This is a genomic window from Streptomyces sp. NPDC054872 (genome assembly GCF_053610705.1).
On the sequence record NZ_JBSGYY010000004.1, the window covers coordinates 302,067 to 323,964 of the forward strand.

Below are 21,898 nucleotides of genomic sequence, written 5' to 3' on the forward strand. Positions count from 1 at the left end.
GGGGGCCTCGGACGGGCGCGGTTCCCGCACGGCTTGGGGGAGGATGTACTCATGCAGCCACGGAACATGTCCATGAGCGGAGTCGTCGACCTCGCCGCCGTGAAGGCGGCCCAGGAGGCCAAGGCGAAGGCGGAGCAGGCGCGCGCCGAAGCCGCCAGGCAGGGCGGGGGCGCCGTAGCCGGCGTCTCGCCGTCGAGCCTCGTCATCGACGTAGACGAGGCCGGTTTTGAGCGCGAGGTCCTGCAGCGCTCCACCGAAGTACCCGTCGTCATCGACTTCTGGGCCGAGTGGTGCGAGCCGTGCAAGCAGCTGAGCCCGCTGCTCGAAGGCCTGGCGCGGGAGTACAACGGCCGCTTCGTCCTCGCCAAGATCGACGTCGACGCCAATCAGATGCTGATGCAGCAGTTCGGGGTCCAGGGGATTCCGGCCGTCTTCGCGGTGGTGGCCGGACAGGCCCTGCCGCTCTTCCAGGGCGCGGCTCCGGTGGAGCAGATCCGGCAGACCCTGGACCAGTTGATCCAGGTCGGCGAGGAGCGCTTCGGTCTGACCGGCCTCGCCGTCGACCCGGACGCGCAGGGCGCGGAGCAGCAGGAGGCCCCCGCCGAGGTGCCCGCGGGACCGTACGACGCCCTGCTCGAAGCCGCCGTCCAGGCGCTGGACGCGGGCGACTTGGGCGGCGCGGTGCAGGCGTACCGCAACGTTTTGAACGACGACCCGGGCAACATCGAGGCCAAGCTCGGCCTCGGCCAGGCCGAACTGCTGCAGCGCGTCCAGGGTCTGGACCCGCAGCAGGTCCGCAAGGACGCCGCCGACCGGCCCGCGGACGTGGCCGCGCAGATCGCCGCCGCCGACCTGGATCTGGTGGGCGGACATGTCGAGGACGCCTTCGGGCGGCTCATCGACGCGGTGCGGCGCACGGCGGGCGATGACCGGGACGCCGCGCGCGTGCGGCTGCTCGAACTCCTCGAGGTGGTCGGCTCGGACGACCCGCGGGTGACCGCGGCGCGCACGCAGCTCGCGCGGGTACTTTTCTGACCCGTTTCCGACCCTGTTCGGACGTTCGACCTGGACCTGGCCGTCCGGCGCCTCGGGTGCCGTTCGCTGACCAGTCCTTAAACGCCGGGGCTTGTGATGCCCGAGTGAAAATTCGTCGCACAGGCGTCACAGTGGCCGCGCTTTACCAAAACTTGGTAAACGCGGCCACTGTTACTTGGAGTAAGTCCAGGTCAGTCATCTGTCCTGATGTGCCCTTCGACATCCCGTTCTGTTCCTGCCCATGGGTGCACCGTCTGTGGCCGACCGATACCGGGCGGTCGTGGTTCGGTTATCGCGCCGTTACTAGCCAGTAACGAACCCCCTTGTGCGGGGGCCGAGAATGCACCACGATCGGCGACGCTCGGTCCAATAACCCGCAGCCCGAAAGCCAGTCGGGAGCGGGCTTTCTGGGTCCCCACCGAGCAGGCCGGAGACACCCCGTCGCCGGTCTAGGACAGGGGGGTCTCTGCCGTCCGGCAGAGCCTGTCCGGCAGGTTGTGCGTGTCGCGTGCGACCAGTGGTTGTCGCTCGGGGGTGATCTCCCGAGGACGTAGCGCTTCTCCCATCCCTGCCCGGCTGAGCCGCCCGAACGGCAGCAGCCAGGGCCGGAGATGTACGTCCGAGAAGGAGGAAAGTCATGGAGTCCGTGGCTCGTGGCGGAACCAGATGGAAGCGGTTCGCCGTAGTCATGGTGCCGAGCGTCGCGGCGACTGCCGCGATAGGCGTGGCCCTCTCGCAGGGTGCGCTTGCGGCATCGTTCAGTGTGTCCGGTCAGCAGTTCAAGGTGACTGCCGACCAGCTCGACGGTACGGGATTCGTCCAGTACGGGGCGCTCGACAGCGGCAAGTCGGGTAACCACCCGGTCGCCGTCGTCGGCCTCGACTCGGCCAAGATCACCAACCTGTGTCAGTCCGTCGTCGTTCCGGTCCCCGTCTTCGGCGATGTGTCGATGACCCTCAAGGCCGGCGGCAAGGGCGGCCCCAGGGTCGAGGCGAAGAAGCTCTACATCGACGCCGATGACCTGAAGGCCGACGCCACGTTCACCAACGTGGACATCGGCGTCTCGATCGACCGGACCACCAAGGGCCCGGGTCCGTCGAAGGGTGACAAGTACGTCCCCGACTCGTTCGCGCAGCAGGCTGACAAGGTGCGGTTCACCGACGTCAAGCAGCGTGCGTGGGCGACCACGGCCGGCACCTTCAAGCTCTCTGGTCTGGCCATGTCGGTCAAGAAGGGCAAGCACGAGTGCTACTGAGGCGCCTGATGCCTTAGCAGCGGCACTTGTTGCGAAGAAACGGCCGGGCGCGGGGGCGCACGGATCTTGACCTCGACCGTCCCCGTGCCCGAATCCGCAGGACACAGAACCAACGCCATTCCCCGAGGAGCTGTACGACATGAGCGCCGAAGCGCAAGTGGGACTGGGCGACAAGCTCGGCCGGATGCGCCGATCGTTCCGAGGGTGGCGCGGTCAGCGCCCGTTCTGGGGTGGTCTGCTGACGTTGCTCGGCGGCATCCCGATCATGTACTTCCCGTACGCGAACCTCACGATCGGCACGATGACGATCCGGATGGCGACGACCGCCGGTGCCGGTTCGCTGATCATCGGCGTCCTGCTTGTCGTGCTCGGCCTGACCATGTGGTTCCAGCCGCATTCCCGGATCTTCGCGGGTGTCGCGGCGATTCTGCTCGCCCTGGTGTCTCTGGTGGTCTCCAACTTCGGCGGCTTCGTCGTCGGCTTCCTGCTCGCTCTGCTCGGCGGTGCCCTCGGCATCTCCTGGGCCGCGGCCAAGCCGGTGAAGGGTTCCGCGAGGAAGCGGACCGAAGGCTCTGACGACGGGGCGCCGGAGCCCGCGGCCGCGGGGGCCGCGAACGGGGTGAGCGGCACTACGGACGATCTGTCAGGAACGAGCCCGGACAACGGGACGAACGGGAGGCACCGTGCCGGCTGACGAGGTGCACCATGTGGACTCCGCGGGTGAGCCCCGCGCGAGATCCGGGCCGCGCCACGCGGCACCCAGAAAGCCGCTCCTCACCCGCCTGCACGTCCCGGCGGGCAAGGCGATAGCCATCGCGGCCATGCCGACCGCCGTCCTCATGGGCATGGGTCTGACCCCCCAGCTCGCGCAGGCCAAGCCGCTGCCGAAGAACCCCTTCCAGGACGGCCCGTGTGTCACGGCGCCGGACGACGCGTCCGAGGCCACCAAGGCCACCGAGGACGCCGAGAAGGAGGCCGACAAGGCTGCCGCGGAGAAGGCGGAGCAGGAGAAGGCCGAGCAGGCGGAGAAGGACGCGGCCAAGAAGGACGAGGCCGCCGAGCCCACTCCGTCGCCCTCCGCCGGTGACAAGGCGGGCTCGGACTCCGACGGCTCCGACAGCGACGACAAGACCGAGCCGACCCCGTCGCCCTCGGAGGACAAGGCCGAGGAGCCCGCTCCGGAGCCCTCCGAGACCAAGAACCCGCTGGATCCGCTGGGTGTCGGTCCCGCGCTCAAGGACCTCTTCACGCCCGACGAGAAGGAGTCCGAGAGCCCCACGCCGACCCCCTCCGCCTCCGAGGAGAGCAAGTCCTCCGAGGAGAAGGCCGAGGACACGGCGAAGGACACCGTCGACGGCGTCACCAAGCCCGTCGAGGACACCGTCGACGACGTCACGGACGGCGTCAAGGACGGTGCCGGCAAGGCCGGGGACACGGTCGACAAGGCCAAGGACGAGGCCGAGAAGGCGGCTGAGGAAGCTGCCGACAAGGCCAAGGACGAGGCCGAGGACCCGATGGCACCGGACGAGGACGGCAAGAAGCCGTTCCCGTGCGTGGTCGAGAAGAAGGTCGACGGAAAGGGCGAGCAGACGCCCGCGCCGATCCCGAACCAGCCGTGGAACCTGGAAGCCAGCTCGCTCACCCTCAAGGGTGCGGACTACCAGGGCGTCGTGAACCTGACGATGCCCAACGGCAAGACCAAGCAGGCCCTGAAGTACGTCGTCCAGAACACGGACATCGGCGACCTGCACCAGATCGTCGAGGGCCCGGCCGGCAAGAAGTACCACGTCCAGGCCGAGAAGGGCTCCACGTCCACGATCCGTGGCGGCGAGACGACGATGTACACCGAGTCGATCTCCGGCAAGCTCTTCGGCCTGATCCCGATCACGTTCGACCCGGAGCACCCGCCGCCCCTGAACATCCCGCTGATCTACTTCACGGACGTGAAGGTGCAGCAGGCGGGCCAGTTCGGCGGCAACCTGCACGTCCCCGGCCTGAGCCAGACGATCACCGACTGATCTTCACCGGGAGCCGCGAAGCGCTGAGGGCGCCCCCTGCGTCAGGGGGCGCCCTCAGTGTCGTATCAGGGTGTGTCAGCCACCGAGGTGGTGCACCCGGACCATGTTGGTGGTACCGGGGACACCGGGGGGCGAGCCGGCCGTGATGATCACGGTGTCGCCGTCGTTGAAGCGGTTCAGCTTGACCAGCTCGGCGTCGACGAGGTCGACCATCGCATCGGTGTTGTCGACGTGCGGCACGACGTACGAGTCGACGCCCCAGCTCAGGGAGAGCTGGTTGCGGGTGGCCTCGTCGGTGGTGAAGGCCAGGATCGGCTGGGCCGCGCGGTAGCGGGACAGACGGCGGGCCGTGTCACCGGACTGCGTGAAGGCGATCAGCGCCTCGCCGCCGAGGAAGTCCGCGATCTCGCACGCGGCACGGGCCACCGAACCACCCTGCGTACGCGGCTTCTTGCCGGGCACGAGCGGCTGCAGACCCTTGGCGAGCAGCTCCTCCTCGGCCGCCGCGACGATCTTCGACATCGTCTTGACGGTCTCGATCGGGTAGGCGCCCACGGACGACTCGGCGGACAGCATGACCGCGTCCGCGCCGTCCAGGATCGCGTTGGCGACATCGGACGCCTCGGCGCGCGTGGGGCGCGAGTTGGTGATCATCGACTCCATCATCTGGGTCGCGACGATCACCGGCTTGGCGTTGCGGCGGCACATCTCCACGAGGCGCTTCTGCACCATCGGGACCTTCTCGAGCGGATACTCGACGGCCAGGTCACCACGGGCGACCATGACGGCGTCGAAGGCCGCGACGACGCCCTCCATGTTGGCGACGGCCTGCGGCTTCTCCACCTTGGCGATGACGGGGACCCGGCGGCCCTCCTCGTCCATCACCTTGTGGACGTCCTTGACGTCGCTCGCGTCGCGCACGAAGGAGAGGGCGACCATGTCGCAGCCCATCTTCAGCGCGAAGCGCAGGTCCTCGATGTCCTTCTCGGAGAGCGCGGGCACGTTCACGGCCGCGCCGGGCAGGTTGATGCCCTTGTGGTCGGAGATGACGCCGCCCTCGACGACGATCGTCTTCACCTGCGGCCCGCTCACCTCGACGACCCGCAGCTCGACGTTGCCGTCGTTGATCAGGACCTGGTCGCCCTTGGAGACGTCACCGGGCAGGCCCTTGTAGGTGGTGCCGCAGATGGACTTGTCGCCGGGGACGTCCTCGGTGGTGATGGTGAACTCGTCACCGCGCACCAGCTCGACGGGTCCCTCGGCGAAGGTCTCCAGACGGATCTTCGGACCCTGCAGGTCGGCGAGGACGCCGATGGCACGGCCGGTCTTGTCGGCAGCGGCACGGACGCGGTCGTACCGCCCCTGGTGCTCGGCGTGCGTGCCGTGGCTGAAGTTGAAGCGGGCCACGTTCATGCCGGCCTCGATCAGCGAGACGAGCTGCTCTTCGGAGTCGACGGCGGGGCCCAGCGTGCAGACGATTTTGGAACGGCGCATGGGGGCGATCCTATCGGTTTGTTTCGCTTCGGAATATTCCGTCTGGTGGAATCTACAAATGGGCGGAACTGCGCTCAGGCGTGGCGTTGACGCACGGTGTTCATGCCGGGTTTCCGACCAATGCGTAGGTCTGCCGCGCGATCTCCAGTTCCTCGTCGGTGGGGACGACGGCGACCGCGACCCGGGCGTACTCCGGTGAGATCAGCCGGGCCTCGTCGGAACGTACAGCGTTGAGTTCTCCGTCGACCGCGAGCCCCAGTTCCTCCAGGCCCGCGACGGCAGCCTCCCGCACCGGCGCCGCGTTCTCACCGACCCCCGCCGTGAACGCGATGGCGTCCACCCGGCCGAGCACCGCGTAGTAGGCGCCGATGTACTTCTTCAGACGGTGGATGTAGATGTCGAAGGCGAGCGAGGCGGCCTCGTCGCCCCCGTCGATCCGGCGCCGGATCTCCCGCATGTCGTTGTCGCCGCAGAGACCGACCAGACCGCTCTTCTTGTTGAGCAGGGTGTCGACCTCGTCGATCGACATCCCGCCGACGCGGGCCAGGTGGAAGACGACCGCCGGGTCCACGTCACCGGAACGGGTACCCATCACGAGCCCCTCAAGCGGCGTGAGCCCCATCGATGTCTCCACGCACCTGCCGCCCCGCACGGCACTCGCGGACGCGCCGTTGCCCAGGTGTAGCACGATGACGTTCACCTCGCCGGGCGTCTTGCCGAGCAGCTTGGCCGTCTCCCGGGACACGTACGCGTGCGACGTCCCGTGGAAGCCGTAGCGCCGCACGCGGTGCTGGTCGGCGGTGGCCACGTCGATCGCGTAGCGCGCCGCCGACTCCGGCATCGTCGTGTGGAACGCCGTGTCGAAGACGGCGACCTGGGGGAGGTCGGGACGCAGGGCCTGGGCCGTGCGGATGCCGGTGATGTTGGCCGGGTTGTGCAGCGGCGCCACCGGCACGAGCCGCTGGATCTCCGCGAGCACCTCGTCCGTGACGACCGTCGGCGCGGTGAACTTCAGGCCGCCGTGCACCACGCGGTGGCCGATCGCGGCAAGCTCGGGGGAGTCCAGGCCGAGCCCGTCGGCGGTCAGCTCGGCGGCGACCGCCTTCAGGGCGGACTCGTGATCGGCGATCGGCTCCTCGCGCTCACGCTCGTCGCCGCCCGTCAGCGGGGTGTGCTTGATCCGTGAGGTCTCCTCGCCGATGCGCTCGACCAGGCCGACGGCGAGACGTGCGTTGTCCCGCATGTCGAGCAACTGGTACTTCACCGACGACGAGCCGGAGTTGAGGACGAGGACACGGGTGGCGGTCACAGGTGCGGCGCTTTCTGTAGATGTCATACGGAGGTGGCAGGCCGGCCCTGGGCCTGGATCGCGGTGATGACCACGGTGTTGACGATGTCCTGCACGAGGGCACCGCGGGACAGGTCGTTGACCGGCTTGCGCAGGCCCTGGAGGACCGGGCCGACGGCGATCGCGCCCGCCGAGCGCTGCACGGCCTTGTACGTGTTGTTGCCGGTGTTCAGGTCCGGGAAGATCAGCACGCTCGCCTGCCCCGCCACCTCCGAGTCCGGCAGCTTCGTCGCCGCGACCGAGGGCTCCACGGCGGCGTCGTACTGGATCGGACCCTCGATCTTCAGGTCGCTGCGGCTCTCCCGCACCAGCTCCGTCGCCTCGCGCACCTTGTCGACGTCGGCGCCCGAACCCGACGTACCCGTCGAGTACGAGAGCATCGCGATCCGCGGCTCCACGCCGAACTGCTCGGCGGTGGCCGCCGCCTGGACCGCGATGTCGGCGAGCTGCACGGCGTTCGGATCCGGATTGACCGCGCAGTCGCCGTAGACCAGCACCTTGTCGGCGAGGCACATGAAGAAGACCGAGCTGACGATCGAGGCGTCCGGCTTCGTCTTGATGATCTCGAACGCGGGCCGGATCGTGGCGGCCGTGGAGTGCACGGAACCCGACACCATGCCGTCGGCGAACCCCTCCTGCACCATCAGGGTGCCGAAGTAGTTCACGTCCGCGACGACGTCGTATGCCAGCTCGACGGTGACGCCCTTGTGGGCGCGCAGCTCGGCGTACTTGGCGGCGAACGCGTCCCGCAGCTCGGAGGTCTGCGGGTCGATGAGCTGCGACGCGGCGAGGTCGACGCCGAGGTCCGCGGCCTTCTTGCGGATCTGCTCGACCGGGCCGAGGAGCGTCAGGTCGCAGACGCCGCGGCGAAGCAGCACGTCGGCGGCGCGCAGGACGCGCTCCTCGGTGCCCTCGGGCAGGACGACGCGCCGCTTGTCGGAGCGCGCCTGCTCCAGGAGCTTGTGCTCGAACATCATCGGCGTGACGCGGTCGCTGCTGGGGGCCTGTACGCGGCTGAGCAGACCGGCCGTGTCGACGTACCGCTCGAAGAGCCCGAGGGCGGTCTCTGCCTTGCGGGGCGTGGCGGCGTTCAACTTCCCCTCCAGGGCGAAGAGTTCGCCCGCGGTGGGGAAGGAGCCGCCGGAGACGGCGATGACCGGGGTGCCGGGCGCGAGGCGGTCGGCGAGCTTCAGGATCGCCTCGCCGGGCTGCTCGTTGAGGGTCAGCAGGACGCCCGCGATGGGCGGCGTACCGGCGCTGTGCGCGGCGAGCGAGCCCACGACGAGGTCGGCGCGGTCCCCGGGGGTGACCACGAGGCAGCCCGGGGTCAGGGCGTTCAGGAAGTTCGGCAGCATCGCGCCGCCGAAGACGAAGTCGAGCGCGTCACGGGCCAGGCCCGCGTCGTCACCGAGCACGACGCGGCCGCCGAGCGCGTGGGTGATCTGGGCGACCGTGGGGGCGGCGAGCGCGGGCTCGTCGGGCAGGACGTAGCTGGGTACGGGGAGCCCGGCCGCGAGGCTGTCGTAGATCTCGTCGCGGTCGGCGGGCGCCACCCGGTTGGTGACCATCGCCAGGACGTCGCAGCCCAGGCTCTCGTAGGCCCGGTAGGCGTTGCGCGTCTCGGCCCGGACGGACTCGGCGGTCTGGTTCTTGCCGCCGACGACGGCTATCACCGAGGCGCCGAACTCGTTGGCGAGGCGGGCGTTGAGGGACAGCTCGTCCGGGAGCTGGGTATCGGCGAAGTCCGTGCCGAGCACCAGGACGATCTCGTAGTCCCTGGCCACCCGGTGAAAACGGTCGACGAGCCGGCTGACCAGCTCGTCGGTACCCTGCTCGGCCTGGATCGCGGAGGCCTCGTGGTAATCCATGCCGTACCCGGACGCGGCATCCTGCGCGAGCCGATAGCGGGCCCGCAGAAGATCGAAGAGACGATCGGGTCCGTCGTGGACCAGCGGCCGGAAGACCCCCACCCGGTCGACCTGGCGGGTCAGGAGTTCCATGACTCCCAGCTCGATGACCTGGCGGCCGTCGCCCCGGTCGATCCCGGTCACGTACACGCTGCGCGTCACGCGTGCTCTCCCCTTCTCCGCTGCTCCGCCGCGGGTTTCCCTGGCCGCCCGGCGAGACCGGGCAGCTTCCGTCAGGGCCGGACAAATGACCCGATATGGTTGCCGTGCCCTCTTGACAATACCTCTGCGGCTGGCTAGGTCGCCCGCCGGACGAAAGGCCCGGTGGAGCGGGCCCAAGGGCCTTCTCCCCAGGATCGGCCGGGCCAGCCGTGAACGGGTCGCTCTGTGTGTGAGCGGCACCGGGTTCGCGGCCATGGAACAATCGGACCGGCTCACACGCATCAACAGCGAGCAGGAGACACAGCACGATGCGCATCGGAATTCTCACCGCAGGCGGCGACTGCCCTGGCCTCAACGCAGTGATCCGGTCGGTCGTGCACCGAGCCGTCACGCACTACGGCGACGAGGTCATCGGCTTCGAGGACGGTTACGCGGGCCTGCTCGACGGCCGCTACCGCTCGCTGGGCCTCAACGAGGTCAGCGGCATCCTGGCCCGTGGCGGAACGATTCTCGGCTCCTCGCGGCTGGAGCGGGACCGCTTCCGCGCGGCCTGCGAGGACGCGCCCGCGCTCGCCGAGGAGATCGGCTTCGACGCCCTGATCCCCATCGGCGGCGAGGGCACCCTCACGGCCGCGAAGATGCTGTCGGACGCGGGCCTGCCGGTGGTGGGTGTGCCGAAGACGATCGACAACGACATCTCCTCCACCGACCGCACCTTCGGCTTCGACACCGCGGTGGGCGTCGCCACGGAGGCGATGGACCGCCTCAAGACGACCGCCGAGTCCCACCAGCGCGTCATGGTCGTCGAGGTCATGGGCCGGCACGCGGGCTGGATCGCCCTGGAGTCCGGCATGGCGGGCGGCGCGCATGGCATCTGCCTCCCCGAGCGCCCCTTCGACCCCGCTGACCTGGTCAAACTGGTCGAGGAGCGGTTCTCGCGCGGCAAGAAGTTCGCGGTGATCTGCGTCGCCGAGGGCGCCCACCCGCAGGAGGGCACCATGAATTACGGCGTGGGCGCGATCGACCAGTTCGGCCACGAGCGCTTCCAGGGCATCGGTACGGCGCTCGCGTTCGAGCTGGAGACCCGCCTCGGCAAGGAGGCCAAGCCGGTCATCCTCGGCCACGTCCAGCGCGGCGGCACCCCGACGGCGTACGACCGTGTCCTCGCGACCCGCTTCGGCTGGCACGCGGTGGAGGCGGTGCACCGCGGCGACTTCGGCCGCATGACGGCGCTGCGGGGCACCGACATCACGATGGTGCCGCTCGCGGAGGCGGTCACCGAGCTGAAGACGGTGCCGAAGGACCGGATGGACGAGGCGGAGTCGGTCTTCTAGGGATCGGTCCGCCCGCCGGGGGTGCTCAGCCCCCGGCCCCCGTCCCCCGCACCTGGGTCCAGAAGTGCTCCAGGACCTTGTCCAGGAAGTCCTGGCCGGCGCTCCCCGAGGCGTCGGCCCCGGCCCCGCCGCCCCAGCTCAGCGTGCGGACCATGCGCGACTGGTAGTCGGCGTGCAGCTGCTGCAGCACGTCCTCGACGTGTCGCTTCTGCACGGGCAGCATCTTGCTGACGGGCCGCACATACCCCTGCCAGCGGGTGGTGACGGCCCTGCGCAGCAGGTCGGCCAGCTCGTCGGAGCGTCCGATGACGTTGATGAAGTCGGGCAACGGGAGCTGCAGCACGTCGGCGAGGGCGGCGGACTGCCGTTCGTTGCCGCGCCAGGTGTTGGTCTCCTCCATGTGCAGATAGGCCTGGATCTCGACACCGGACCCCCGCGCCACGTCCTCGGGCGCGAGCCCACGGGCGAGCCGGTGCTCGCGCAGAGTGGTGGCGGCGCCCATGAGCTCACCGGGGGAGCACCACAAGGTCCCCGCCAGCGCGGTGAGCTCGGCGGAGGTGGGCGCGGCGAGACCGCGCTCCCAGGCGGCGATGGTCTCGGGGGTGATGTAGGTGAGCCCGTAACTCGCCCGCATCCCATAGGCGACATGCCCGTGCGCCATCCCCAGCGCCTCACGTAGACGCCGGGCGGCGGGAAAGTTGAACGGGGGTGTCGGCTGGTTGGGCTGGCTCGATTGCACGGGCACACGGTATGGGCGCGAGGGGCTGGCGACTACGGTGCGTTCATACGAGGTTGCGGATTGGTGCGAAGCTACGGGCCGCTGGGCGGACCCCTTCTACCGGTTGATCGACTGGATCTCCTCGACCACGACGTCCTGGTCCGCGCCGAACTCGCCCTCGGGCAGATTCTTTGGTGTGTTCTGGCCGGTGCCCGTCCAGTGGATCTTCCAGGTGACGGTCGCCTTGAGCGGGTACGAGCCGTCGCCGGACGAGCGGAGGTACTTCACGCCGCAGGGTGGGTCCTGCTCGGACTTGCCCTTGGCGTACGGTTCGCCGATCTTGCCGTCGCCGTTGATCGGGCAGACGCCGGATGCGGGGTAGGTCTCGGCGTCCTTGGTGCCGGGGTCGATCTTGAGGGAGACGGGTTCGGCGGTCGTGGTCGCCTCGATGCCGATGTCGGGTACGGAGGCCGTCACCGACACCGGCTTGAACTCCGCGCCGTCCAGCCAGGCCCAGGTCGGCAGGTTGACCTTCGTCGGGCCCTCCGGGGCGAGGGTCACCTCGGTGCCGGGTACGCGGACTTCGGCGTACGCGAGCTTCGCGAGGATCTCGGGGGTGATGGCCTCGGGGATGTCCGCCGGGGGTGGATCGCCCTTGTCGACCCAGAAGACGGGCTTGTTGCAGGCGTCCCAGCCGGGCGGGTAGCTGTCGTTGGAGAAGGACGTCCACCAGTAGCCCTTGCCGGTCTTGTCCTGGTTGAAGTCCTTGTAGGGCTCGCCGTCCACGTACCGCTTCTTCTGCGTCAAGTCCCACTCATGGCCCGTCGACTCGGCCTGCCAGATCGGCTCGACGTACTTCTTGAACTGAGCGGGAGAGAACTTGGGGGCGTACCAGCAGGCGGGCGGGGTCCAGTTCGTGGCGGGGGTGACTGCCCCGGTCTTGGCCCCGGTGCCGTTCTTGGAACGGTCGTAGACGATGCCGGACGCGGTGGCGGACAGCTGGTCTCCGTCGGCGTTGCCGGAGGCGTCGCTGTCGGAGCCGTTGCCGCCCCCGAGCCCGCCGCCCCCTGGCGGCGTCTGGTCGGCAAAGGCGGCAGGCGGAACAAGGGTCCATGCCATGGCTGCCAGGGCTGTGACGGTGAGGATCCGGCTTGGTCGGCTCATGGCTGGCATACCGCAGCACCCCGGGTGGATGTGATCTTCACGAGTTCCCAGACCCCCTCTTGGTTCTTCTCGACCTGAGCGCCGTACAGGATGTAGCTCTTCTTGGTCACCTTGGTGCGCTTGACCTGACCGGTCTTGATGACCTTGCTGTAGCCCTTGCTCTCGTCGCCGCAGTACGTGAGTGACGCGGCTGTCTTGGACTTCACGGTCACTTGGCGGTTGAAGTACTTCACCGTCCCTGTGACCGTCCAGCCCGCGTCCTTGAACGCCTTCACCCAGTTCTGCGACGACGCGGCCGCCTCGCCTTCGGTATAGAACTCCAGTGCCGGGAGCCGTGGGTCGCCGGCGACGATCGCCGCGTTGAGCGCGCGGATGAAGTCCGAGTTGTCTCGGAGGATCGCGTCCTTGGCCGTCTCGCCGGTCTGCTCCGGCTTGAAGGACAGCTTGACGTCGGAAGGGAGTTTGATCTTGGGCCGCTCAGCCCCAGCCGGTTCCGATGTGCTAGGCGAAGCCGACTCCTTCGCGCCCCCCTTGTCCGCCCCGGCAATCTTGTCGTTGTCCTTGGACTCGTCGTCGCCGCTGCCGCAGGCTGTGAGCAGCAGAGCCGCGGACGCGGTGAGGGCGACCGTCGCGAGACGGAGAGGGCGGTTCACTGACGGCTCCTGGTGAGGGTGAGAGTTGGCGCGAGCTAAGCACGCTAGCGGGAGCTGATCAGCGGCACCAGAGAGAAATCTGATGAGCAATGGGGCGTGAGGGGTTCATCCCGGTGAATCGGGCGGCCTACTGACCGGTGGAGAAGAGGGAGTGCACGTGGTGATGGAGCGGAAGGCCATGGATCTCGCGGGGTACATGGAGCGGGCTCGTAGCGGGCCCTGCTTCGTCTGTGCGTTTCTTGCCGGAGAGGACGGCTACGCCCATCACGTCGTCCACGAGGACGACGCGCACGTCGCCTTTCTCGATCGGTGGCCCACCCTTCCCGGGAAGGTCCTCGTCGCGCCGAAAGCCCACGTGGAGCACGCCGTTCGCGACCTGGACGAGGCGGCGTACGTACGGATCATGCTCTTCGTGCGCGAGGTCACCCGCGCCGTCGAGCGGGTCTTCGACTCCGAGCGCACCTACCTCTACTCCCTCGGAAGTCAGGAAGGGAACAGCCACCTCCACTGGCACATCGCCGCCCTGCCGCCCGGAATCCCTTACGAGGAGCAGCAGTTCCACGTGTTGATGACCGAGAACGGGGTGCTGGACGTGCCGCCGGGGGAGATGGCCGACCTCGCCGCGCGGCTGCGGGCCGCCGTCGGCCCGTAGCCACCGTCGTCACCGCTACTGCTTCGTCGGCTCGTACCCCTTGTCCACCTTGCCGATCTCGGTCCAGGTGCCCTTGCCCCGGCGGTCGAACCACACCGGGCGTTCACGTGCCGAGCGGCGCTTCTCGAAGGAGACCTCGTCCAGGACGCCGTTGACCGAGACGTCCTGGATCTCGCGGTCCAAGGTGTGGCGGAGTGAAGTCGGCGAGGCGTCCGCGGGAAGCTTTTCGAGCGCCGTCGCCAGTGCCAGGGCGCCGTCGTACAGCTCCTGGTTGCCGCGTGCGGGGAGGTTGTCGCCCGGCTCACCGGAGTAGTTGCGCGTGCGCAGGACCCCCTCCGGGACACCCGCCGCCGTCTCCTCGGCCCGCGCCCGCTCCGCCGAGTCCTCGCAGACCCCCTCGGGTGCGCTCTGGGCGAGGACCGGTCCGGTGAAGCCGTCGGCCCTGAGCTTCTTCGCCCACACGGCGACGTCCGTCCCTATCGGCACCACCACCGCGTCCGCCCTCGCCTCGTCGGCCAGCGCCGGGATCTGGTCCGTCTTCACCTCGTCAGGCCGCACCTCCAGCGCCTCGGCGGTCACGCCCGCGTCGCGCAGCCCGGTCCCGATGCCGTCGTGCCGGTCCGCCCAGACCTTGTCCTCCGCCACCAGCACCCGGCGCGCGTCGGTCCGGGTCAGGAGGTACTCGGCCATCGCCTCGCCCTGCCGCTCGTCGTCGGCCGGGATCGCGAACGCGCCCCCGGCGTGGGCGACGTCGTAGCACGTGCTGATCTCCGGCAGGAACGCCTCGTCCGTGTCGTGCACCCAGGAGAAGTCGACGGTGTCACCGATGACGGCGAGCATGTCCGGGTGCTCGGCGAGCAGTTCGCGGGATGTCGTGTCCGGGTCCGCGGCCACGGGGACGAGACGGAAGCGGCTGCCGCTCTTCTCGCCGAGCGTCTCGGCGAAGGCGGACTCGACGGTACGCAGCTGCTGCGTCGTGAACTGCTTGAACTCCGAGGTTTCGTCGGCTCCGCCGCCGGAGCGTGCCGTGCCGACGTGCGTATAGCTGTGGGCGACGCCTATCTCGTACACGGCCGGGGCCCCTGATCCCCCCTCGGACGCGGCGAGGGAACGTACGCCGAGGCCCGTGGGGATGCCGACCGCGAGCAGCAAGGCCGCGGAGATCAGCAGCCGCCGCTTCTTGCGCGGGCTCTGCCGCGAGCCTCGCGCGCCCGGCGGCGTGGACACCTTGCTGACCGGCCGGGGCTGGGGCTGGGGCTCGGGCTGGGGGCGAGCGTCCTCCACGTCGTCAGCCACCTGCCGCTCCCGCTCGGCCACGACGGCGTCCCGCACCGCACCGTCGGCCCCGCCCGCACTGTCACCCACGCCCTGGTCCGCCGCCGCCAGGATCCGCTCCAGGGTCGTCGCCGCGTCCGCGGGCCGGTCGGCGGGGTCCTTGGCCAGGAGGTCGAGCACGAGGCGTTCGACCGGCGCCGGCACCTCGGGCCGCGCGCGTGAGGGCCGCAGGGGGGCGTCGTTGACGTGGTTGTACATGACGCCGGCCGCTGTGCCGGTGAACGGCGGCCTGCCGACCAGGAGTTCGTAGAGGACGCAGCCGAGTGCGTAGAGGTCGGTGCGGCCGTCGCCCGGCTCCTGCCGGAACCGCTCCGGCGCCAGATAGGGCACGCTGCCGAACGGCAGCTCTCCGGTCCGTGTCAGACGCGAGTCGCCCGCCGCCCGCTCCATGAACGTCGCGATGCCGAAGTCGACGACCTTGGCCGTGCCGTCCCGCGTGATCATGATGTTGCCGGGCTTGATGTCACGGTGCACGACACCCGCCGAGTGCGCCGCGTCCAGGGCGCGGCAGATGTCCGCCGCCCAGCGCAGCGCGTCCGCCACGGGCACGCGGACGTTCTCGCGCAGCACGTGGTCGAGGGAACGTCCCTGCACCAGGGCCATCACCAGGTACGGGGTCGGATGCGGGGTGCCGTCGTCCGTGCTGTCGTCCGTGCCGTGGTCGTGCACGGCGACGATGTACGGGCTGTCCAGTGAGGCCGCGGCCCGGGCCTCCTGCCGGAAGCGGGCCAGGAGCTGGTCCAGCTCGTCGGCGTCGGCCGACTCCGCCGCCGCGAAGAGTTTCACCGCCACGTCGCGGCCCAGGCTCGCGTCCCGCGCCCGCCACACCTCTCCCATGCCGCCCGCGCCGAGCCGCTCAAGCAGCTCGTACCGGCCGTTCAGCGAACGCCCCCGCATGTGCCCTCCCTCGGATGCGGCGATCCTAGCCAGGGGAGCGGGTGGCCGAGGAGGGCCCGGGTCACCCCTTCACCGCACCTCCCAGCGCGAACCCTCCGCCGAGCCGCCGTGAGATCAGCACGTACAGGAGGATCACCGGCGTGGAGTAGATGATCGAGAAGGCCGCCAACTGGCCGTAGATCACTGTCCCCTTGTTGCCGAAGAAGTCGTTGATGCTGACCGACGCCGGCATCTGCTCCGGGGTCAGGAGCAGCATGAACGGGACGAAGAAATTGCCCCACATCATGACGAACGAGAAGACCGTGACCACGGCCACTCCCGGGCCCATCAGCGGCAGCACGATACGGATCAGCGACTGGAACGACGACGCGCCGTCCGTCCACGCCGCCTCCTCGAGCTCTTTCGGTACTCCGTCCATGAAGTTCTTCATCAGCCAGATGGCGAACGGGAGTTGGGACGCGGCAAAGAAGAAGATCGTGCCCTGCATCGTGTCGATCAGGTCGACCTGCACGAACAGCGCGTACACCGGGACCATGATCGCCGTGATCGGCAGGCTCGTGGCGAAGAGGATCGTCAGCATGAAGGGGCGGTTCAGGCGGGACGTGAAGCGGGACAAGGGGTACGCGGCGAGCGCCGCGCAGACCACCGTCAGGAGCGTGCCCCCGCCGCACAGCAGCAGGCTGTTGAGGAGGGGAGTGAAGGTGATCTCGGGGGTCAGGACCGCGTCGTAGTTGTCCAGGGTGATGCCGTCGGGGACCTTCACCTTGAGGTCGGCCTCGGTGTCGAGCGAGGACAGGATCACCCAGGCCAGCGGCAGGACGAACGCCGCCGCGACCACGAGCAGCCCCGCGTCCGCTGCGAGCCGCCGTGTCGTACGGCGTGAACCCATGCTGCGGGCGGGCGACTTGACGGTGTTGGCGGACACTCAGACCTCCGTGCGGAGCAGGCGCATGTAGACGAGGGAGAAGAGTGAGCCGACGACCAGGAGCAGCAGCGCCACCGCCGTGCCGTAACCGATCATGCTCTTCTGGAAGGCCTGTTCGTACATGAACAGGGGGAGTGTCTGGCTGCGGTTTCCCGGGCCGCCTCGCGTCATCACCCAGATCAGACCGAAGACGGAGAGGGTCTGCAGGGTGTTCAGCATCAGGTTCGTGCCGATGGAGCGGCGGATCATCGGGAGCGTGATGTGCCACATGCGGCGCCAGCCGCCCGCGCCGTCCACCTCGGCCGCCTCGGTGATCTCCTTGGGGATCTCGTTCAGGGCCGCCGAGTAGACCAGCATCGAGAACGCGGTGCCGCGCCACACGTTGGCGAACGACACCGCCAGGATCGGCAGCGTGTACAGCCAGTTCTGGGACGGCAGATGGAGGAAGTCCAGGACCGCGTTGAGGGTGCCCTCGCGGCGGAAGAACGCGTACAGGAGGAAGGCAGCCACCACCTCGGGCAGCACCCACGCCGTGATCACGATCGCGCCGGTGACGGTGCGGACCGGCTTGGACGCCCGCTGCATCAGGGACGCGAGCGCGAGGCCGATGGTGTTCTGCCCGAGGATCGACGACACCAGGGTGAAGACCAGGGTCAGCCAGACCGCGTTGAGGAACGCCTCGTCCCCGAAGGCCTTACGGAAGTTGTCGAACCCGACGAAGCTCGACTCCGCCTGGCCGGTGAGCTGCAGGTCGGTGAAGGCGATGTAGGCGCAGTAGCCGATCGGTCCCGCCAGGAACAGCAGCAGCAGGATCACGGCGGGGGAGACGGGCAGCGCGCGGGACAGGGCACGGCCCGTCAGCTTGCCGCGGGACGGGGGGCGCGACGGGCGCGGCGCGCTCGGGCCCGGCGCGGTCTTGGCGATGTCGCCGGGCCCGGCGGGGGGTGCGGTGGTCACCTCGGGCACTCACTTCCCTTGCGTACGGACGGGCGCGGGGCGGCGCGTGCGGATGGCCACGCACCGCTCCGCGTACGGGTGCCGGCTACTTCTCGACGACCTCGCCGTCGGTCGCCGCCTTGACCTCGTCGTCGTATCCGCTCGCCGCGTCGGCCACGGACCCGTCTCCCGTCGTGACCTTCTCCATGGCTTCCTGCACCGCGGTGGAGACCTTCGGGTAGGCGGGGTAAGCGGGCCGGTAGTGCGTCGATGCCACCAGGTCGGTGAAGAACTTCAGGCCGGGCTGCGCCTTGAGGTAGTCGGGGTCGGCGGCGACGTCCTCGCGGACCGCGATGCCCGAGTTCGCCACGTACCACTTCTGCGCGTTGGCCTTGGTCTGCATCTGCTCGATGAACTTGAACGCCAGGTCCGGGTTGGACGCCTTGGACGGGATGGCCCAGGTCCAGCCGCCGGACATGCTCACCTTGCCGGGCGCCTCGCCGTTCTGGGTCGGCATGTGGGCCAGGCCCAGCTTCTGGGACCACTGAGGCCACTCGTGACCCGCGCCCTTGCCCCAGTCCTGCGGCAGCCAGGAGCCGTCGAGGTTGATGCCGAGCTTGTCCTCGGGGAGCAGCTCGCCGCGCACCCGGGTGGCGAAGTTCGGGTCGAGGGCGTCGGAGACGTCAGGGCCGAGCTTCTCCTTGTAGACCGTCTCGACGAATTCGAGGGAGTCCTTGAAGCCCTGGCTTCCCGTCACCCACTTCTTCGATTTCGGGTCGTACATCGGGTCCTTGCCCGTGCCGTACAGGAGCATCTCCATGCCCTGCATGGTCGCTGCCTCGCCCGCGGGCTTGCCCGTGTAGACGTTCATGGGGGTGACGCCCGGGACCTTCTTCTTGATGGTCCGCGCCGCCTCCAGGATCTCGTCCCACGACTTCGGCTGCCAGTCGGCGGGAAGACCGGCCTTCTTGAAGATGCTCTTGCTGAACCAGAGGCCGCGGGTGTCGGTGCCGTCCGGCACGCCGTACGTCTTTCCGTCCGCGGCCTTCGCCGCCGACTTGGACGTGTCGATGAACTGGTCCCAGTCCTTCCACTTGTCCAGGTACGGGTCGAGCGGCTTCAGATACCCGCTGGTGATGTCCGAGTTGATGAGGAAGGTGTCCTCGTAGACCAGGTCGGGCGCGGTCTTCGGGGAGCGCATCATCTGCTGGAGCTTCGTGTAGTACTCGGAGTCCGGCGCCTTGATCGGCACCAGCTTCACCTTCTTGCCGGGGTTCTCCTTCTCGAACTGCTTCTTGATGTCCGCCAGGAAGGTGTCCATGACCTTGACCTGGTTGTCCGTGGACTGCTTGAAGGAGACCTTCACGGTGTCCGGATCGTCGCCGGAGTCCCCGCCGCACGCGGTGAGGGTGCCGGCGGCGACCAGGGCGGTGGCGAGGAGCAGAGGGGTGGTGGGACGCACGGGCACGACCTCCTACTGGCCGACGCGGCCGGGTTATCACGCGGGGCGCAACGCGGGGCTGCCCGGTGAACGTAAGGGCGGGTTCGGAGCAAGGTCAATGCCCGTGCGTCGCCCCTTGTCATCAACGTGACAACGTTGTTATTGGAGGCGGCGCACGGACGCTTCCGGGGTTTCGGAGGGGCGGCAACCGGCGTACACGGGCGGGGACTTGAGGCGTCAGGTGTTCGACGTCAGCCAGCGGTAGGCGTACTCGGGGCGGCCGACGTGGCCGTACTGCGGGGTGCGGGCGGCGCGGCCCGTGGTGACCAGGTGCTCCAGGTAGCGGCGCGCGGTGATGCGGGAGATCCCCACGGCCTCGGCGGCGGCCGCGGCGGTGACGCCCTCGGCGGGTGCGTCGCGCAGCGTGCGGGTCACCCGCTCCAGGGTGGGGCCGCTGAGCCCTTTCGGCAGGGCGGCGGGGCCGGGCGCGCGCAGGGTGGCCAGGGCGCGGTCCACCTCGTCCTGGCCGGTGGCCTCGCCCGCGGCGGTGCGGAACTCGGCGTAACGGGTGAGGCGGTCGCGGAGGGTGGCGAAGGTGAAGGGCTTCAGCACGTACTGGATCACGCCGAGGGAGACGCCCTCGCGTACGACGGCGAGATCCCGGGCCGACGTGACGGCGATGACGTCCGTGCGGTGGCCCGCGGCGCGCAGGGTGCGGGCCAGCTGGAGGCCGTGGCCGTCGGGGAGGTGCAGGTCCAGGAGGAGGAGATCGACCTCCGTACGGTCCAGGGCGCGTTTCGCCTCGGCTGCGCTGTGCGCCTTGCCCACGGCGTGGAAGCCGGGGATGCGGTTCACGTAGAGGACGTGGGCGTCGGCGGCCACCGGGTCGTCCTCCACGACCAGGACGCGGATGGGCTCTGTCACGTGGTGCCTCCGTCTGCCGCGTCCGGTGGACCGGACGCCTCTTCATCGGCACCCGGCGTCGTGGGCACAAGTGCGGCGGCCGTCCGGAGGAGGACCTCGAACTCCGCGCCGCCACCGGGCGCCTCCCGCACCCTAAGCGTCCCCTCGTGCTTCGTCACCGTCTGGTGGACCAGGGCGAGGCCCAGGCCGCGGCCCGCCGTGGCCTTCGTCGACCAGCCGCGCCGGAAGACCGCCTCCGCGTGGGCCGGGGCGACGCCGGGGCCCGTGTCGGACACCCGCAGCGTGAGTCCTGCCTCGTCCGCGCGTGCCGTCACCGTGACGCGGGCCGCGGGGGAGCCCTGGGCCGCGTCCACCGCGTTGTCGATCAGGTTGCCGAGGACCGTCACCAGGTCGCGTGCGGGCAGACCGGCGGGCAGCATCCCGTCGTCGATGCTGCTGTCGGGAGACACGACGAGCTCCACGCCGTGTTCGTTCGCCTGGGCCGCCTTGCCCAGGAGCAGGGCGGCGAGCACCGGCTCACTCACGGCCGCGACCACCTGGTCCGTCAGCGTCTGGGCCAGCTCCAGCTCGGCCGTGGCGAAGTCGACGGCCTCGTCCGCGCGGCCCAGCTCGATGAGCGAGACCACCGTGTGGAGGCGGTTCGCGGCCTCGTGGGCCTGCGAGCGCAGTGCTTGCGTGAAGCCGCGTTCCGAGTCGAGCTCGCCGGTCAGTGCCTGCAGCTCGGTGTGGTCGCGCAACGTCACGACCGTGCCCCGTCGCTCGCCGCTCGACACGGGCGAGGTGTTCACCACGACCACCCGGTCCGCCGTCAGGTGCAGCTCGTCGACCCGCGGCTCGGCCGCGAGCAGCGCGCCCGTCAGCGGCGCGGGCAGGCCGAGCTCGGCGACGTTCCGGCCGACCAGGTCGCCCGAGACGCCGAGCAGCTCGCGTCCCCCGTCGTTGATGAGGGCGATGCGCCGCTGTCCGTCCAGCATCAGGAGGCCCTCGCGCACGGCGTGCAGCGCGGCCTCGTGGTAGTCGTGCATGCGGCTCAGTTCGGTGGCGTTCATGCCGTGGGTGTGGCGGCGCAGACGGGCGTTGATGACGTACGTGCCGAGTCCGCCGAGGGCGAGCGCGCCGGCCGCGACGCCGAGCAGGGCGGCCAGCTGGCCGCGCGCCTTCTGGCTGATCTCCTCGATGGTGATGCCCGCGCTGACCAGGCCGATGATGCGGTCCGTGCCGTCGGCCGCCCGGATCGGCGTGACCACGCGCACCGAGGGGCCGAGCGTCCCCGTGTACGTCTCGGTGAAGGTCTGGCCCCGCAGCGCCTCCGCCCGGTGGCCGAGGAAGCGCTCGCCGATCTGCTCCTCGTCGGGGTGCGTCCAGCGGATGCCGTCCGGGTCCATGATCGTGACGAAGTCGACGCCGGTGTGCAGGCGTACGGCGGTGGCGTACGGCTGGAGGGTCCTCGTCGGGTCCTCGGCGAGCGCCGCCTCACGCACCGAGGGGGAGTCCGCGACCGCCCGTGCCGCGGCCGTCGCCTGGCGGCGCGCGCCCTCCTCGGCCTGCTGCCGGTCGCTCAGGAACGTGAAGAGCGCACATCCGGCCACCACGACGGTGACGAGCACGATCTGCATCGCGAAGAGCTGTCCGGCGAGGCTGCGTGGCCGGGGCGGACGGGCGAGGGACATGGTGCCAGTCTGCCTCGCCGTATAAGTACG

18 protein-coding genes are annotated in these 21,898 nt (G+C 69.6%); 6 read left to right on the plus strand and 12 right to left on the minus strand.

The features are described from left to right. Window positions 1-51: 51 nt before the first annotated feature. The 4 genes from ACWGIH_RS07255 to ACWGIH_RS07270 all read left to right on the plus strand — a co-directional run bounded on the left by ACWGIH_RS07255 (window position 52) and on the right by ACWGIH_RS07270 (window position 4,308). A complete protein-coding gene (locus ACWGIH_RS07255; RefSeq protein WP_453449948.1) occupies window positions 52-1,035 on the plus strand; it encodes a tetratricopeptide repeat protein in 984 nt (327 codons plus the stop codon). Between the two features lie 637 nt (window positions 1,036-1,672). Further along, window positions 1,673-2,290 (plus strand): DUF6230 family protein, encoded by a 618-nt coding sequence (locus ACWGIH_RS07260; RefSeq protein WP_363209339.1) that lies wholly within the window; start codon window positions 1,673-1,675, stop codon window positions 2,288-2,290. Window positions 2,291-2,429: 139 nt separating this feature from the next. After that, the gene (locus ACWGIH_RS07265) at window positions 2,430-2,984 is read left to right on the plus strand and encodes a DUF6114 domain-containing protein (protein WP_453449949.1); all 555 of its coding nucleotides are present in this window, start codon (window positions 2,430-2,432) and stop codon (window positions 2,982-2,984) included. After that, window positions 2,974-4,308 (plus strand): hypothetical protein, encoded by a 1,335-nt coding sequence (locus tag ACWGIH_RS07270; RefSeq protein WP_453449950.1) that lies wholly within the window; start codon window positions 2,974-2,976, stop codon window positions 4,306-4,308. Before ACWGIH_RS07265 ends, ACWGIH_RS07270 begins: the two co-directional genes overlap by 11 nt. Before the next feature lie 75 nt (window positions 4,309-4,383). On the opposite strand, the gene pyk is transcribed toward ACWGIH_RS07270, so the two are convergent. The 3 genes from pyk to pta form a co-directional block, all read right to left on the minus strand. Next, window positions 4,384-5,802, minus strand: coding sequence for a pyruvate kinase (gene pyk, locus ACWGIH_RS07275; protein WP_453449951.1), 1,419 nt, complete (start codon window positions 5,800-5,802; stop codon window positions 4,384-4,386). Window positions 5,803-5,902: 100 nt separating this feature from the next. Continuing rightward, entirely contained in the window at window positions 5,903-7,111 is a 1,209-nt protein-coding gene (locus ACWGIH_RS07280; protein WP_453449952.1) for an acetate kinase, read from the minus strand. Between the two features lie 23 nt (window positions 7,112-7,134). Next, complete coding sequence (pta, locus tag ACWGIH_RS07285; protein ID WP_453449953.1) at window positions 7,135-9,219, minus strand: phosphate acetyltransferase; 2,085 nt, start codon at window positions 9,217-9,219, stop codon at window positions 7,135-7,137. A gap of 308 nt (window positions 9,220-9,527) precedes the next feature. On the opposite strand from pta, the gene ACWGIH_RS07290 reads away from it, so the two are divergent. After that, entirely contained in the window at window positions 9,528-10,553 is a 1,026-nt protein-coding gene (locus ACWGIH_RS07290; RefSeq protein ID WP_453449954.1) for a 6-phosphofructokinase, read from the plus strand. A gap of 25 nt (window positions 10,554-10,578) precedes the next feature. Here ACWGIH_RS07290 and ACWGIH_RS07295 read toward each other — a convergent pair whose 3' ends face one another. From ACWGIH_RS07295 to ACWGIH_RS07305, 3 genes are all read right to left on the minus strand, one after another. Next, window positions 10,579-11,214, minus strand: a complete 636-nt coding sequence (locus ACWGIH_RS07295; protein ID WP_453449974.1) for a helix-turn-helix domain-containing protein — start codon at window positions 11,212-11,214, stop codon at window positions 10,579-10,581. A gap of 174 nt (window positions 11,215-11,388) precedes the next feature. Beyond that, entirely contained in the window at window positions 11,389-12,444 is a 1,056-nt protein-coding gene (locus ACWGIH_RS07300; protein WP_453449955.1) for a hypothetical protein, read from the minus strand. Beyond that, a complete protein-coding gene (locus tag ACWGIH_RS07305) occupies window positions 12,432-13,088 on the minus strand; it encodes a hypothetical protein (RefSeq protein WP_453449956.1) in 657 nt (218 codons plus the stop codon). Before ACWGIH_RS07305 ends, ACWGIH_RS07300 begins: the two co-directional genes overlap by 13 nt. A 163-nt stretch (window positions 13,089-13,251) precedes the next feature. Between ACWGIH_RS07305 and ACWGIH_RS07310 the strand changes: the two genes are divergently transcribed. Then, complete coding sequence (locus ACWGIH_RS07310; protein WP_453449975.1) at window positions 13,252-13,740, plus strand: HIT family protein; 489 nt, start codon at window positions 13,252-13,254, stop codon at window positions 13,738-13,740. Between the two features lie 15 nt (window positions 13,741-13,755). Here the strand turns inward: ACWGIH_RS07310 and ACWGIH_RS07315 are convergent, their stop codons facing one another. From ACWGIH_RS07315 to ACWGIH_RS07340, 6 genes are all read right to left on the minus strand, one after another. Then, on the minus strand, window positions 13,756-15,972 hold the full coding sequence (locus ACWGIH_RS07315) for a protein kinase domain-containing protein (RefSeq protein WP_453449957.1): 2,217 nt from the start codon (window positions 15,970-15,972) through the stop codon (window positions 13,756-13,758). Between the two features lie 61 nt (window positions 15,973-16,033). Then, window positions 16,034-16,861 (minus strand): carbohydrate ABC transporter permease, encoded by an 828-nt coding sequence (locus ACWGIH_RS07320; protein ID WP_453449976.1) that lies wholly within the window; start codon window positions 16,859-16,861, stop codon window positions 16,034-16,036. Window positions 16,862-16,897: 36 nt separating this feature from the next. Then, window positions 16,898-17,821, minus strand: a complete 924-nt coding sequence (locus tag ACWGIH_RS07325) for a carbohydrate ABC transporter permease (protein WP_453449977.1) — start codon at window positions 17,819-17,821, stop codon at window positions 16,898-16,900. Between the two features lie 118 nt (window positions 17,822-17,939). Next, a complete protein-coding gene (locus ACWGIH_RS07330) occupies window positions 17,940-19,301 on the minus strand; it encodes an extracellular solute-binding protein (RefSeq protein WP_453449958.1) in 1,362 nt (453 codons plus the stop codon). A gap of 210 nt (window positions 19,302-19,511) precedes the next feature. After that, window positions 19,512-20,198: a response regulator gene (locus tag ACWGIH_RS07335; protein WP_453449959.1), complete on the minus strand. Its 687-nt coding sequence runs from the start codon at window positions 20,196-20,198 to the stop codon at window positions 19,512-19,514. Further along, window positions 20,195-21,868 carry a sensor histidine kinase gene (locus tag ACWGIH_RS07340; RefSeq protein ID WP_453449960.1) on the minus strand — a complete coding sequence of 558 codons (1,674 nt, stop codon included), beginning with the start codon at window positions 21,866-21,868 and terminating at the stop codon, window positions 20,195-20,197. The genes ACWGIH_RS07335 and ACWGIH_RS07340 overlap by 4 nt, the downstream gene beginning before the upstream one ends. Window positions 21,869-21,898: the final 30 nt, after the last annotated feature.